This window comes from Limnospira sp. PMC 289.06 (genome assembly GCF_032350395.1).
Classification (GTDB): Bacteria; Cyanobacteriota; Cyanobacteriia; order Cyanobacteriales; family Microcoleaceae; genus Limnospira; species Limnospira platensis.
In genome coordinates this window covers 22,881-37,457 of record NZ_JARPLC010000044.1, presented here as the reverse complement: position 1 = coordinate 37,457, position 14,577 = coordinate 22,881, and the positions used below count along the sequence as shown (strand labels likewise).

Below are 14,577 nucleotides of genomic sequence, written 5' to 3'. Positions count from 1 at the left end.
CGATTCCTAAACGTCTCGCACCTATTCTCGCTTCTTATACCATATTGCCCTAAAATATTAACCTAATTTGAGATTAAATCATGCTCTCTAGGATTTGATCAAACCTTGGGAGGCGATCGCCTTAACACATACTTGCCCATTGCTCAGATGATATATTAAAATGATAATCGTTCTCACACTGGGGTTAGTATGCTCAGTCAAATCAACCGTCCCACGTCTGAGGAAAACCATTACCAAAGCGATCGAGAAAAGCTGCGGCGAATTCGCCACACCTGCGCTCACATCCTAGCAATGGCGGTGCAAAAACTATTTCCCGAAACCAAAGTCGCCATTGGTCCCACCACCGACACCGGGTTTTACTATGACTTTGACCGGAAAGAACCGTTCACCCCGGAAGACTTGGGGGAAATAACGAAGGAGATGAAACGCATCATCAAAGGTAACTTGCCAGTAATTAGGGAAGAAGTAAACCGAGAACAAATGCGGGGAGAAATTCAGCAATTAAACGAACCATTAAAGTTAGAAATTCTCGATAGTATTCCCGAAACAGAAACCATGACTCGGTATTTTATCGGCAGCCCAGATATGGGGCGGGCGGTTCATCCCGAAGTCGAACCCTCTCTGATGGAACCCGTGGTTATTCCCCCCCAGGAATTTTGGTGGGATTTATGTGCAGGACCTCACCTGAACTCTACGGGCGAAATTAATCCAGATGCTTTGGCGTTAGAAAGTGTAGCCGGGGCTTATTGGCGCGGAGATGAAACCTTACCGCAACTGCAACGAATTTATGGCACGGCTTGGGAAACTCCAGAACAACTAGAATATTATTGGCAGCAGAAAGAAGAAGCCAAAAAACGCGACCACCGCAAGTTAGGACAGGAGTTAGATTTATTTAGCATCCAAGAAGATGCCGGAGGCGGTTTAGTATTTTGGCATCCTAAAGGCTCAAGAATGCGCCTCTTAATTGAGGATTATTGGCGGCAAGCCCATCTGCAAGGGGGTTACGAGTTATTATACACGCCACACATTGCTAATTTAGCACTGTGGAAAACTTCCGGTCACTATGATTTTTACCGAGAAAATATGTTTGACCAGATAGAGATTGAGAACCAATCCTATCAATTAAAACCGATGAATTGCCCGTTTCATGTGTTGACTTATCAAAGTCATTTGCACTCTTATCGAGAGTTGCCAATTCGCTGGGCAGAGTTAGGCACGGTGTATAGGTATGAACGCTCTGGGGTATTACATGGATTGATGCGAGTGCGGGGGTTTACTCAAGATGATGCCCATATTTTTTGTTTGCCCGAACAGGTGGCAGATGAAATTTTAGGGGTGTTAAATTTGACGGAAAAAATTTTATCGGATTTTGGCTTTAGTAAATATGAAGTGAATCTTTCGACTCGTCCGAGTAAATCTGTGGGGAATGATGGGGTGTGGCAATTAGCGACGGATGCTTTAATTTCTGCTCTGAATATTAAAGGCTGGGATTATGTGGTCGATGAAGGCGGCGGGGCTTTTTATGGACCCAAAATAGATATTAAAATTCAAGATGCGATCGCTCGATTGTGGCAATGTTCGACGATTCAAGTGGATTTTAATTTGCCGGAACGATTTAATATGGAATATGTGGCGGCGGATGGTTCTCGGCAACGTCCGATTATGATTCACCGGGCAATTTTTGGGTCTTTGGAGCGATTTTTTGGGATTTTAATTGAGAATTATGCGGGAGATTTTCCCCTGTGGTTGGCTCCGGTAATGGTGCGAGTGTTAGTCGTGAGCGATCGCTTTCGAGATTATGCCAAATCCATTGTCCAAAGTTTAAAACAGCAGAATATTCGCGCGGAAGTCGATAATACTGGGGAGCGTTTAGGGAAACAAATTCGCGCCTGTGAACTGGAGAAAATCCCGGTTACAGTGGTGATTGGTCAGCGGGAGTTAGATAATCAATCTTTGAGTGTGCGAACTCGCTCAAGGGGAGATATAGGAACGATGACTCTGCCCCAGTTGACTGAGGAAATATTGAAGGCGAACGCGGCCAAATCCTCAAGTTATTAACTAGACGAATAGTTGGATAATTGGAGAGATTTCCTCAACAGGGAATTGGAAATGAAAACCCAATTCCCTGTTGAGGTCAAAAACTAACTAGAAACCAATAATTTTATCGGCAGCTAAAATCAAACTAGGAATATCCTGATTCTCTTGTGCCAATTGAGCGCCATTCCGCAAATTCGCAGCGGTGATTCCGGCGGCTTCGGCACAAGCAGGACAAACCATGACCTTGCCTCCAGCGGCGACAAAATCATCATACATTTGAGCCAAGGTCATCGGACTACTACCCCAGCGCAAGTCTAAGGGTTGATTTCTAGAGGCAATTCTCACCCCCTCCAAAGTCAAAACCAGTGTCACCTGAGCGCCCCGTTTTTGGAGGTTTGTGCCTAATTTCAAAGCCATGAAAGCCGCATGAAGGTCATCGGTGCCATGAGTCAGGTGCATAATAATATTTTGCCCATCACCCCTGGTTTGGGATTGTCCGACTTGGGTCTGATGTTGAGCCGAGGCGGTGCGGGAAAGGTTGACCGACGGCTCTGCCAACACTCCTAAAAGGCTAAGTGCGGCGATCGCTAAACCCAGATGCGTTTTTCTCATAAAACCTTCCTAACAATGCCATGGGAGCAGTCCTAGAAGCCAGCCAGATGCTGGCACTAGGGGTTGATCAGGATTTTAGCATAATTGGCGGCGGCTCCAATCAAGAGAACGGTGTTGACTTTTCCCCTTAATTAACATTTGAGGATAGAAACTTCAAATCTTGATTATTTTGGTAACGCTTCACTGGTTTGACCGGATACAGCCATCTCCTCAACGGGCGAGGCTGCGCGAACAGCCCGAAACATCCCAAACCGACACAACCCCGCCCCAAAGGCTAACCGCATTAACACGAATGTGGGGACTTCTCGCAAAGATTTAATAAATCCGGTCACCCCAAAGCGAATAATCCCCTGTGGACGGATTATCCCCTGCCAAATAGAATCTAGCCAAGAGGGGAGGGTTTCTGCAGTCCAGTCGGCGGTGCTGACTTCCCCAGAAACAAGTCCTGTCTCCGCTATCAGTTCGGCAAAGCCTTCAATACTAGAGAAAGCGGGATGAGACCATTGATCTAAGAGTTGCCGCATCACGGGTTTTTCCCAGAAGTTCAAAGGTTTTTGGCGATCGTCCCGTTGATTCCAGTCCGCCACCACTAAAATGCCCCCCGGTTTTAATACCCGCATCATCTCTCGCGCATATTGGGCTTTATCGGGCATATGGGGTCCGGCTTCAATAGACCAAACCACATCAAAACTGGCATCGGGGAAAGATAACGCTAAGGCATCATCCACCTGAAACTGAGCGCTAAGACCTTCTGGAGTGAGTTCCTGAGCGCGTTTGACTTGCTCTTGGCTGATGGTAATGCCTGTGACGGCAAAGCCATAATCTCGCGCTAGAATGCGACTACTGCCACCGATACCACAACCGACATCTAAAACTGTTGTGCCGGGAGGTAGGCGGTCTAATCCCCCCCAACGAGCCATTTCATGCACAAAGTCTTCTTTAGCTTTCAGGAAGTCTTTGGGTTGTGGCGGTGAGCCATAGTGACCGAGGTGGATATGTTCCCCCCAGTAGAATTCCAGGATGCCGTCATTGGTCCAATCATCATAGGAGCTGGCAACAGAATCGGCGGATTGATATTTCCGAGGGGAAAGGAGGTAAAGTGCTAATCCTAGGAGAAGTGCGAACAAAAGCAGACTAATGATGATTAAAAAAAGGTTGAACATGGTATAATTGTGTTATAATTTAGGATTGGGTGAACTAAAGAAACTGGGTTTCTGGGTTAAGGTTGGCGCACTCGATAAGTGCTATGACAATCTAAGCACGTTTGTCTGACTTGTGTAAATGACTCGATCGCATTAATGGGATTTTGTTGATTGTTAACCACAGTTTTCAGGGTTTCAAGTGAGGTTTGAAAGTTGGCAATCAGTCGAGAAAAATTATCGGGTTCTGACCAAATTAATGGCTTGGCTCCCCAGCCTTCTGCGTGGGTCATAGCGGTTCCGGGTGGGAAAACTTCGGGCATATATTCAGCTAGGGATAATAAGCTATTAATGTGGGTTAGAGTTTGATTGGCAAAAGGGGCATTTTTTTCCAAAATCGCTTCGAGAGAACGATAATGGGCTGACAATGCTTTCATGTATTGGCGACGATAGGCGATCGCTAAATCCCTGTCTACGGCTGACCCAGAAGTATTTGAGCTTAAATTGATGGCAGGATTGTTAGTTGTATCTGTGAAAGAATGGGGATAAACTTTCATCAAAAAACCTCCCAAAATAACCAGTAATACAGCAATTACGAGGGTACAAATAAAGCGAATTAATTGAGTCATGGGGAAGATATTATGGTTGTGAATTCCTTTTTGAGAGCGATCGCCAAACTCCTAAAAAAGCATTTCGGAGTCGATAGATAACTTGAATTGCCCCCGGTTGAGGCTGGGGTTGAGCTTTTCTAAGTTCCTCCTGTTTAACAAAAGGATGGACAGAAGTGGGAATTTTTCCGGAGCGACATAGATAATATTTGAGCATGGTATTTCTGCCAAAATTGAACTCAAGGCGATAGCCATATAATTGAAAATGGTCAAGTTAAAGGGCATCAAGGTATTGATTAAAAGTCATGAGCAAGGTTGAGGAATTTCGCTATTTTAGAGCAGTGTTCATCTGTGCCGTCTGACGAAAGGAGGCGATCGCAACCAAGCGGTTTGATTGTGCATCCCACAGCAGGAATTTGGAGCAGTCTAGTAAATCCCTAATATGCAGTGTCTTCACCTCCGAGAGCAAATGACAATTTTCCTGATGACAAGCGGCGAGATAGTAATTAGGAATTCTCGACGAGAGATGATGAATATTGTGATAGCCAATGTCGGCGCTAAACCATCTGAGGAGGGCTGGCAATTCTAAATAACTACTCCCCTGAACAGCTCCCAAAACATAGTCCCATCCGGCTGTTTTATGGGCATAAGACCCCTCAAAAATATGTTGTACAAAAAATATCCAGATAAAAATCGTTGCCGAACAACTGAGGGTAATGGAGTAAATACTCCAAAACAGCCCAAAGCCCCATAAATGACTGAGAAAAACCCAGCCCCCGACCACACAAATATTGTTAAACAAGAGATCCCAAAACTCAGTAGCAGATTGCCAGTATTTTGACTGATGAGCGGATATAGTTTGCGCTAAGTGAAACTCCGAACCTTTGGGCAAATCAGTTAATACATGATGGGCGAAGTCGTAAACTCCCAGGATTAAAATAAGTCTAGGCTTGATAACCAGGTAAAAAAAACCGCCCGGAATAGCCATCAATGGATGTCGTAGGACTTCATAAAGTTTTTGATTTAACGGATCAAGCTGATCAAACTCGTCAGTAGACAAGAAATCTGCGACACCCCGATAGCGCTCCCAGTCGCCATTAGTTTGGTGATGGTAAGCATGATCTCTTGACCAGCCATATTGGGGCATGGCATTGATTACACCGAGCCCAAATCCGATAATTCGGTTCATCTTTTTTGACGGAAAAAGAGAATAATGTCCGCAATCGTGCATCAAAGAAAAACAGCGCAGGGAGAAGAGAATCAGCAGGGCAATAATCGGAGGTAGAAGCCATAAAGAAATAGATGCCGCACCCGGCGCTAACATCCATAAAAGAACATAAGGCACAACGGTATTGAGAATTTGATAGGTAGCGCGCAGGTTGCTGCTTTTGATGTATGGAGTCAAGACAAAATCTGATTTTTTGAGTGTATCCATTGTTTTTGTCTATAGGTGGGGATGAGTTTATTCTGGTTCCGAGACCCTGGGCGATCGCCCCCCGCCGGGTTGGACAATTTTCTGATTTAATGGAAAAACGTCGGGCTGAAATTCTTCCCAGTGTTTGCAGATTTGCTCGTAGCACTTCGGGGGGGTAATCGGCAAATTTTTTAGGTATAAGAATGTCACCTGATTTAATGACTCCAACAGAAACACTAACTCGGTTTCTGGGCTGTAAGTATCCACAGCTTCCAAAATGTGAGCATTCATAAAGTGGTGTCGCAGAATCACCGTGTCAGGGGCAGCCAGCCACGCATTTAGAAAAGGGGCGAGACGCGATCTGGGTACATAGTGAACCTTAAAAACCTCCCCCGCAATTCCTACTGTTGACGTACTGGTGCTACAAATCACCGCACCCCGTTCACCATTGAGATACCCTACCCAGGCGTTATAGCCTAGAGCCAATAGATTCGTAGCAATAAAATCTTGCTGCCAATTCATCGGCGGATTTGGCGGCTGATTCTTGGCGCTATCTGTTTCATTCATAAGAAATATCAGGAGGTTGGCACAGATTCCCCCGTTGTGAAAACGGGGGATTTAGGCATCAATTATTTCTCAGTCAGATTAGCTTCTTGGCGCAGGATTTTTGCCGCCTCCACCATATTTTTCAGGGAAGGAATCACCTCTTCCCAACCCCGTGTTTTCAAGCCACAATCAGGGTTAACCCAAATCTGTTGAACGGGCAAATTAGCCACCCCGGTTTTTAACTGTTGCACCATCTCTTGAGTGCTGGGAACCGCTGGGCTGTGGACATCATAAACGCCGTTCCCCACTTGATGTTTGTAGCCCGCATCAGTAATTTCAAACAGGGTTTCGTTATTGCTGCGGCTATTTTCAATGGACAATACATCCGCATCCAACCGCTCAATATGCTCAATAATATCCCCAAATTCCGAGTAACACATATGGGTATGGATTTGGGTTTGGGGTTTGGCAATAGCCGCAGATAAACGGAAAGCATCCACCGCCCAGGATAGATACTCATCCCAACGTTCTGGCTTGAGGGGGAGTCCTTCCCGCAAGGCAGGTTCATCAATTTGCACCATCTTCGCCCCAGCCGCTTCTAAGTCAGCGACTTCATCGCGCAAGGCTAAGGCAATCTGCATGGCTTGTTCACTGCGCGGAATATCGGTGCGGGTAAATGACCAGTTAATCATGGTGACCGGACCGGTTAGCATCCCTTTGACAATTTTATCGGTCAGGGATTTGGCTACCTTAAACTCTCGAACTGTCATGGGTCCGGTGCGGGCGACATCTCCATAAATAATCGGGGGACGCACGCAACGGCTGCCGTAACTTTGCACCCAACCATGTTCGCTAAAGGCAAAGCCAGATAACTGCACACCGAAAAATTCCACCATATCGGTGCGCTCAAATTCGCCATGTACCAATACATCGAGTCCGGCTTCTTCTTGGAATTGGATGCACTTGGCAATTTCGGCATCGATCGCCGCTTCATATTCGGCTTGGGTAATGTCACCCCGTTTCAGTTTCACCCGCAGTTGCCGCACTTCGGAGGTTTGGGGGAAAGACCCGATGGTGGTGGTGGGGAATGGGGGCAAAACGGGCTGGCGTTCTTGACGTTGTTCATAAGGCAAAGTCCGCTCTAAATCCTGGGAGGTCAGATTTTGCAGGCGTTCTTTTACCCCCTGATTAACTGGGCTAAATTCCTGGAAGGTTTGCCATTGGCTGCGGATGACTTCCAGATACTTGTCAGGTTCTTGGGTTCCATAGGAGCGATCGGCCCAATCAGCCAGCAGTGTGATTTCTACTAACTTCTGTTCAGCAAAGCTCAAAACGGACCGCAAGGGTTCGGGGAGTTTGGTTTCTCGCTGGGCATCGTATGGCACAAATTGCAGGGAAGCAGACGGCTGAATCCGCAGGTTAGGGGTGACACGGGAAATGGCTTCCAGGGTTGACAAAACGGAGTCGGGGCGAATTTTCCAGACGTTGCGGGCATCAATAATTCCCGCCCCCAACTCTTTATCGTCGGGGAAACCATACTGTTGCAATAACTCCAGGTTCCGCCCACGGGTGAAGTCTAAACTAATGCCAGCTACGGGTAATTCCATCACCCAGGGGTAATTGTCTCCCAAGTCATCAAAGTAGGTGATGAGGTGAATGGGTAAGCCGACTTGACTGAGCGATTGATAGGTGGATTGATAGAGTTGTTTGAAGTTGGCGGCATCTCCCAATACTAAAGCGGGTTCATGGATTTGGACTTCAGCGACACCCATTTTTTGGAGTTCTTGGAGAAGCAGGAGATAGCGATCGCCTAGTTGTTTCCCCGCCTGATCTTGATTCATCTCGAAACGACTCAGCCGCAGCAAAGTCACCGGACCCAAAACCATGGGAACAGCGCGATCGCCCAATAAGGTTTGAGCCCGCTGCACAGTTTCCAGGAAATCGCTAAAGTCTGGTGGCTGCAATGTTTCGGGAATTTCTGGGACGAGGTAGTGATAGTTGGTATCGAACCATTTAGTCATTTCTAGGGCTCGAATGCCATCAAAACCCCGCGCCATGGCAAAATAACGGTCAAGTCCGCTAAAGGATGCAAACCGTTCGGGAATGATGCCTAAGCGGATACTCCAGTCTAAAACGTGATCGTAGAGGCTCATGTCGCCAATACCAATGCGATCGATACCGGCATGAAGTTGAGTTTCCCAGTTTTTGAACTCAACTTCATTCCGAGTCTGGATGAGGGTTTCTGCGTCCGATTTACCCCGCCAAAAGGCTTCTAATGCCTTTTTTAACTCGCGACTTTTACCAATACGAGGATAGCCGAGAGTCGCGGTTTCCAGACGGGTTTGTGTATAAATTTCCGAGGTCATAAATTGCCCTTGTCCTTATGGTGAAAATAGTCACAGAAATCTAGTCCATCCCCGCGACAAACCAGCGGAGTGAACAATTGAGCGCAGCAGAATATCTGCCAAATTGAGTTGAGCAATACTCAGACCAGACTGATTAGAGTCACGCTTTGGACGAGTGACCCTCTGCCAGTCAATGTCTACATAAGGCTAGTTTTCTCAAAATGGCAATTTCAAATCAGGGCGCTACCCATGCAACGCCAGGGGAGTCGTCCTAAAAAATGAAGGCAATATTAATTGTGAAAAAGCTAAACGAACCATCATCCGTACCTCGCAGACGAAAAATAACAGTTTTTGGTGCATCTCCAGAGGAGACAGTTCGGCGGGCATTCTGACTTCGAGAGTTGTGTCTCTCCTCACAGCTGCGGGACAGCGCCGGATTTACGCCGGACTTTCCCCCTTACGTCTGATGGCTGGTCCCCATCAGAACCGACAATATTTAAGCATGATAACACACGAAGCGGAGATTTGACGAAATCATGGAAAAGTTACTGTAAACTGGGGGAACAACGATAGATGTCAGCAACCCGGTTTCTAGGGCTTAGGGTTTCACCAAGCGGCCAAGCCGCCCAAAGTCCATGGGAGAGCCACGGCACGAGAGCTAAAATTCTCAAATACAGTCGTGATCGCTATAGCCAAAGAACCAAAGGCGATCGCCTACTTATCCCCTCTGAAAACAAAGATAGTCAAAATGCAGGGTTCTCAAAAAATTCAGGTCGGGGTGAGCGACTTACGGCAAGCCTTTCATACTCATTTTCAATCGGCTGAACAAATTAAACAGATTTCGGCTTATTTACTCCTATTCTATGCGGTTGAATGTGGGCTAAAGAGCATTTTGCTCAAACGAAACCAGTTGCGAACCACAGCACTGATTCCCGATCCAACCCTCTTATATGAATCTGGTCATAACCTAGATAGATGGGTCAAGGAACTGAAAATTTCCGCCAGCATAATTAGCCAAACTCCCAATTTTCATCTAGCCCAAGGTGGTTCAACTTTAAACATAGAAAAAGCTCATCAAGCTTGGCGATATGGTATTAATATTAAGCCTGAAGATGAAAAAGTTTTAGTTGAGTGGTTAAACAGTATTAGCCAATGAATTAAGGAGAACATAAACCGATGATTCCCTCAGATATTCGTCTTTATACTTGGGTTGATGTAGAAGAAGTTTTGCTGCGGAAAAAAAAGCAAAATAAATGGCCAAACGGGTTGGTTTGGGCGCGAACCTACTGGGACGGGTTAACCATGGGAATTCGTCCGGGAACTCAAGCAGAAGCCCAAAATTGGCTGAGTGAAATCTACGACCCTCGCTTCCGAAATAATTATATTATCTTAGAGAGTGTTGATGAAAATCAACGGATTTTGCCGATTTGGTGGGAAGAAACCGAGGAAGACCCCCCAACTCCTAGACTGACTCCGAGTTTATCCAGACCTGGAGTGCTTTTTCCTCCTAGTGAGAATGTCGAACCTCCGGCTATTATGCCATCAGATTTTCCCCCAGTGGTGGCGTTTCATTCTTTTAAAGGTGGAGTGGGAAGGACTACTCATGCGATCGCCTTAGCCAAGGCTTTAACTGCTAAAAAACAAACGGTTCTGTTAGTTGATGGGGACTTAGAACCTCCGGGAATTAGTTGGTTATTTGAGCGAAGATTGCCCTATCCTCCCGTTTCTTTTGCGGACTTGTTAGCATTGGTTCATGGTGATGAATCTCCCCATTATGAAACCGCCATTCAATTAGTGAGCGATCGCCTACAAAATGCCTTAATTGATGGGATATTTATTCTGCCATCATTTCGCTCTACTTCAGGATTTACCTCTTTAGAAATTCGACCAGAACATCTGATCCAAGGTTCTCAAAATGCTTTTATCTTGACCGATATCTTAGCCCGTCTCGGGAAATATCTGGGAGTCGATGTGGTCTTGGTAGACTTGCGGGCTGGACTCTCATAATTAGCGACAGGTTTAATTTTAGATCCGCGAGTTTATCGGATATTTGTTACTACCTTGAGCGGACAATCGAGCGCCGGAACGGCGAGAGTTTTAGAACTGATTGGAGAGCGATCGCCTTCCACCAGAGAAGAAGACCCATTCCCCGCCTTAATTTTCAGCCAAGTTCCTGAAGATAAAAAATTCACCGATTGGGTGATTGAACCTGAACAACAATTGCTGGAAGCCGCCAAAACATTTATCGAAGACAATGGGGATATTCTCAGAGTAATTACCCCCTTTGCTGATAGTTTGCTGGTTTTACCTCCTACTTGGGAAGAGGTGATGAGTAAGCTAGAGCGATCGGGTATTGTAGATGCAGTTAGTCCACTGCTAGATTGGTTGCCTAGTCCAAGTGGTGCATCAATCCCAGAAAGTCTTCCTAGTTTAAGTTTAAAATCTCAACGACAACAGATTAAAGAATTGGCGGAAAAATTGGTTTATGCTGAGACAGCACAAATCGATAATTTTTTGGCAACGATTCCTTTAAAGCAATTGGCTTCAGACCATCGATGACAACTCCCTATTACAGTCGTAGTGGGCGCTAAAGGTTCAGGAAAAACTTATACATTTATGCAAATTGTTCGCCGTCAAAATTGGGAAAAATTTGTCCAGGAAACTGGGTAAACAGTCACAAATAATGCCTTGATAGCTCCCATATTATCATCAAACAATTTAGAGAATACTGCCAAAATAATAGTCGAAAATGTGCAAAGATAAACTGCCAAAATATTAATGTTTTCTCATCCTAAATTCTCTAACGATATTCGGGATTATATAAGACAAAATCAGACGGGAAACCTCCATGAAGGTCAGTGGCGGGAATGTTGGCTAGATGTCATAGCTTGGGGGGTGGGATTTAAACCGGAGGAAGCCGGGGCGGGTCGAAAATTAACCGACCATTTATTTGAAAAAAAACAGCAGCTTATTGTCGTCATTGATGGGCTAGAAGACTTATTTCAAAACTTTGATAATGATGAAAATCAACAAAAAGCTCTACGCGCTTTACTGCAAGAAGTACCGGAATGGTTGGCGCAACAGCCCGGTCGTCCTTTGGGAATAATTATTTTTGTCCGGCGAGATATTGTCTTGGCGGCGGTGCGTCAAAATGCCGCTCAGATGATGGCTCGTTATCAGCCTTATGCCTTAAAATGGAATCGGCAAGAAGCACTTAGATTAGTGGTTTGGGTTACCAAAAAAGCCCTTCCAGATTTTAACATTAATCTTGACAAACTGCCAGATATGAGCGAGGAGGAAATCACCGATACTTTAGTCCCACTGTGGGGTAAAAAATTGGGTAGTGAAAAATCTAAAGAAGCTCGTTCTGTGCAATTTGTCCTGGCTGCTCTTTCTGATTTCAACGGTCAAATTCAATCGCGAGATTTGGTCAGATTTTTAAAGATAGCCGCTGATAAATCTATGAATGATACTCGGTGGCAGTATCGAATCCTTATTCCTAAAGCAATTCGGGATGCTTTACGTGACTGTAGCAAGGAGAAAATAAAAGAAATTCAGATCGAAAATACTGCCTTAAAAAAGATTTTTGCGAAATTACAGAAATTGGCAGACGCTAACCGCAAAATTCCTTTTAGCCGCGAAGCTGCTCAGTTATCGACTGAGGAAATTAAAACCTTATTAGATAATGGCGTAGTCATTCAGGAAAAAGATGATTATTATATGCCGGAAATCTTCCGTTATGGGTTAAACTTTAAACTGACAGGTAGGGCGCGCCCTCGCGTTTTATCTCTGGCTCGGCGTGCGGGACAAAGTTCTTAATTGGTCAGTAATCAAACCATATATTAAGCAGCGATGATAAATCTGTGCTTTTGACTGATAATTAGCGACTTAGGGTTGCTATTAACAACACTCAGGCTATAAATATGATCATGGTTTTGGGGGCGGATAATTCAGAATGTTTGCTCTAGTGTCGCACAAGCTGATTAACGACTAATCACAATCAATCCCTGGCCAGGGCCTCCATGAATTTCCACTTGAGCTACATCCCCTGTTTCTGAATAAAAGCGAACCGTACTTCTCGACTGTGAGGGTATCGATCGCCATTGACGGGAATTCGAGTCGTACTCTAGGTTTGTGGTATAACCATCATCCCAACGGATCACAATTCTCCGAGAACTTTGTTCAATGGAGCAACCAGTTGACTGCGCTTGGGGTTGGTTCTGACCATAAAAACTGCAACGGCCCCGATAGTTTCGGCTCGATTGTGCTTGACCTGGCTCCATTAGCATCAAGCTGGAGGCGATAAGGACACTGCTCAGGTAGGCAGCTTTCTCTAGCAAATTTGATCCGAACTTCATGGCGCGTAAACCTTAATATTATCTGATCACAATTGCCCTTTGTTTAGGGTATGACAATCCAATTAACTTGTCAATGGCTTTCGCCCTTAAATTATAGTCTTTTAATCCGGTAGTGCGATCGGGTACTCCCATGACTTGACCAATGAGGTCGAAGGTTTCATAAATGAGCGATCGCCTCGATATCCTCCCCGGTGCAACCAATCACCCGCCTGCCAACTCATAACTATCAGCCAACCTCAACGCCTTGGATTTTAATCCCAACCGGGTAAAATAAAAGTCTGGTTATCCCATACAAACTTGGTTGCGACCTTGAGACTTCGCTTGATAGAGTGCGAGGTCTGCTTGTTTCAATAAATCATCTAAGCATCGCAAATCTTTGGTCAATTCTGAGAGACCAAAAGAAGCCGTTATCTGAAAATCAGATGGGATATCAGGATGGTTAAAGTACAGTTGGGAAATACTCACCCGCAGACGCTCTGCCATGTCTAGGGCTTGTAAAATTTCGCTTCTGGGTAACAAAACCATAAATTCTTCCCCACCATATCGGAATGCTAAATCATTGACTCTCAACAATTGATTTGTGAGTTTCGCGACTTTTTGGAGGACATAATCACCAGCTAAATGTCCGAACTGATCATTGATTTTTTTAAAATGGTCTATGTCTATCAACATTATAGAGAGTGGGAAGCCCATTTGCTGGTGGTAAGCTATCTCTTGTTCTAGCCTAGAATTTAAAAAGCGGCGATTTAATAGCCCGGTCAATTCGTCAATGGTTGATAACTGCTCAAGTTTTTTGTTGGCTACCAGTAGCTCCCTATAGGTTTCCATGAAGTCGAGTACCGGAAAGCAGAGGGTCTGGGCATTGACGCAGGGGATGGTCATAAACAGCAGTAAACCCATCATGTGAAAGTTGCTTATTGTATCATCGGTACTCGGAGAAAGCCAGAAATTTAGGAGGATTAATGTTCTGGCAATCAGAACTATAAACAGCATCAGATCAAGCCAAAGCATGATCCTAATAATTGTATTTCTACGCACCGGTTCTCGGAGGACAATTAATCCTGGTATCAGGTAAAAAATTGCATTTAGGGCTGATGTGTATATTCCAGGTATCCACTTATGGTGCATAATCGAGATGAGAAAAATCAGGCTAAAAACCAGTACACTGAGCGCAATAATTATATATAATTTGTGGATTTTACGATTGATAGATTTGTCTAAAAAAATGAAAATAGAATGGGTTAGCAAAATGGGCATTAAGGCTAGAAATATATTAGATAATGGCAGTGTATATACATTAACTCCATAGCTAAACCTCAAAAACAATAACAGACATCCCAAAGCGAATGAAAAGCATCCATAAGCCATCCATTTGAGAAAATCGTGATTCCTAACCTTAAAAAAAGCCATTAAGAATACACCGTTAGCTGTAAAGTTCAACGCGGTAGTCAAAATCAGGGTTTGTAAGTGCATTGATGGTAATGAAACTATTCAATTTTGGTGATTAATATCGCTGGG

Annotated in this window: 15 protein-coding genes and 1 riboswitch; of the genes, 5 read left to right on the top strand and 10 right to left on the bottom strand. The window is 44.9% G+C overall.

Features of this window, described 5'->3' with window-relative positions; all coding sequences use genetic code 11:
• The first annotated feature begins 189 nt into the window (after positions 1 to 189).
• On the top strand, positions 190 to 2,058 hold the full coding sequence (thrS, locus tag P5674_RS11585; protein ID WP_006619748.1) for a threonine--tRNA ligase: 1,869 nt from the start codon (positions 190 to 192) through the stop codon (positions 2,056 to 2,058).
• Positions 2,059 to 2,145: 87 nt separating this feature from the next.
• Here thrS and P5674_RS11580 read toward each other — a convergent pair whose 3' ends face one another.
• The 7 genes from P5674_RS11580 to metE form a co-directional block, all read right to left on the bottom strand.
• A complete protein-coding gene (locus tag P5674_RS11580; RefSeq protein WP_006619747.1) occupies positions 2,146 to 2,649 on the bottom strand; it encodes a DsrE family protein in 504 nt (167 codons plus the stop codon).
• A 164-nt stretch (positions 2,650 to 2,813) separates the two neighbouring features.
• A complete protein-coding gene (locus P5674_RS11575; RefSeq protein ID WP_006619746.1) occupies positions 2,814 to 3,812 on the bottom strand; it encodes a methyltransferase domain-containing protein in 999 nt (332 codons plus the stop codon).
• 56 nt (positions 3,813 to 3,868) lie between these two features.
• A complete protein-coding gene (locus tag P5674_RS11570) occupies positions 3,869 to 4,417 on the bottom strand; it encodes a c-type cytochrome (protein WP_006619745.1) in 549 nt (182 codons plus the stop codon).
• Between the two features lie 10 nt (positions 4,418 to 4,427).
• Complete coding sequence (locus P5674_RS11565) at positions 4,428 to 4,613, bottom strand: hypothetical protein (protein ID WP_006619744.1); 186 nt, start codon at positions 4,611 to 4,613, stop codon at positions 4,428 to 4,430.
• A gap of 111 nt (positions 4,614 to 4,724) precedes the next feature.
• Positions 4,725 to 5,831 carry a fatty acid desaturase gene (locus P5674_RS11560; protein ID WP_006619743.1) on the bottom strand — a complete coding sequence of 369 codons (1,107 nt, stop codon included), beginning with the start codon at positions 5,829 to 5,831 and terminating at the stop codon, positions 4,725 to 4,727.
• 27 nt (positions 5,832 to 5,858) lie between these two features.
• Entirely contained in the window at positions 5,859 to 6,377 is a 519-nt protein-coding gene (locus P5674_RS11555) for a hypothetical protein (protein WP_006619742.1), read from the bottom strand.
• Positions 6,378 to 6,439: 62 nt separating this feature from the next.
• Positions 6,440 to 8,722, bottom strand: a complete 2,283-nt coding sequence (gene metE, locus P5674_RS11550) for a 5-methyltetrahydropteroyltriglutamate--homocysteine S-methyltransferase (RefSeq protein WP_014274349.1) — start codon at positions 8,720 to 8,722, stop codon at positions 6,440 to 6,442.
• Between the two features lie 340 nt (positions 8,723 to 9,062).
• Positions 9,063 to 9,207: riboswitch (cobalamin riboswitch) on the bottom strand.
• A gap of 173 nt (positions 9,208 to 9,380) precedes the next feature.
• Here metE and P5674_RS11545 point away from each other — a divergent pair.
• From P5674_RS11545 to P5674_RS11530, 4 genes are all read left to right on the top strand, one after another.
• A complete protein-coding gene (locus tag P5674_RS11545; protein WP_006619740.1) occupies positions 9,381 to 9,857 on the top strand; it encodes a hypothetical protein in 477 nt (158 codons plus the stop codon).
• 20 nt (positions 9,858 to 9,877) lie between these two features.
• Positions 9,878 to 10,708, top strand: a complete 831-nt coding sequence (locus P5674_RS11540) for a ParA family protein (RefSeq protein WP_014274347.1) — start codon at positions 9,878 to 9,880, stop codon at positions 10,706 to 10,708.
• A gap of 54 nt (positions 10,709 to 10,762) precedes the next feature.
• Positions 10,763 to 11,260: a hypothetical protein gene (locus tag P5674_RS11535; RefSeq protein ID WP_014274346.1), complete on the top strand. Its 498-nt coding sequence runs from the start codon at positions 10,763 to 10,765 to the stop codon at positions 11,258 to 11,260.
• Between the two features lie 219 nt (positions 11,261 to 11,479).
• Positions 11,480 to 12,520 carry a hypothetical protein gene (locus tag P5674_RS11530; protein WP_234933585.1) on the top strand — a complete coding sequence of 347 codons (1,041 nt, stop codon included), beginning with the start codon at positions 11,480 to 11,482 and terminating at the stop codon, positions 12,518 to 12,520.
• A 164-nt stretch (positions 12,521 to 12,684) separates the two neighbouring features.
• Here P5674_RS11530 and P5674_RS11525 read toward each other — a convergent pair whose 3' ends face one another.
• From P5674_RS11525 to P5674_RS11515, 3 genes are all read right to left on the bottom strand, one after another.
• Complete coding sequence (locus P5674_RS11525) at positions 12,685 to 13,059, bottom strand: hypothetical protein (RefSeq protein ID WP_006619739.1); 375 nt, start codon at positions 13,057 to 13,059, stop codon at positions 12,685 to 12,687.
• A gap of 18 nt (positions 13,060 to 13,077) precedes the next feature.
• Positions 13,078 to 13,260, bottom strand: a complete 183-nt coding sequence (locus P5674_RS11520; protein WP_014274343.1) for a hypothetical protein — start codon at positions 13,258 to 13,260, stop codon at positions 13,078 to 13,080.
• Positions 13,261 to 13,341: 81 nt separating this feature from the next.
• Positions 13,342 to 14,532 (bottom strand): GGDEF domain-containing protein, encoded by a 1,191-nt coding sequence (locus P5674_RS11515; protein ID WP_006619738.1) that lies wholly within the window; start codon positions 14,530 to 14,532, stop codon positions 13,342 to 13,344.
• Positions 14,533 to 14,577: the final 45 nt, after the last annotated feature.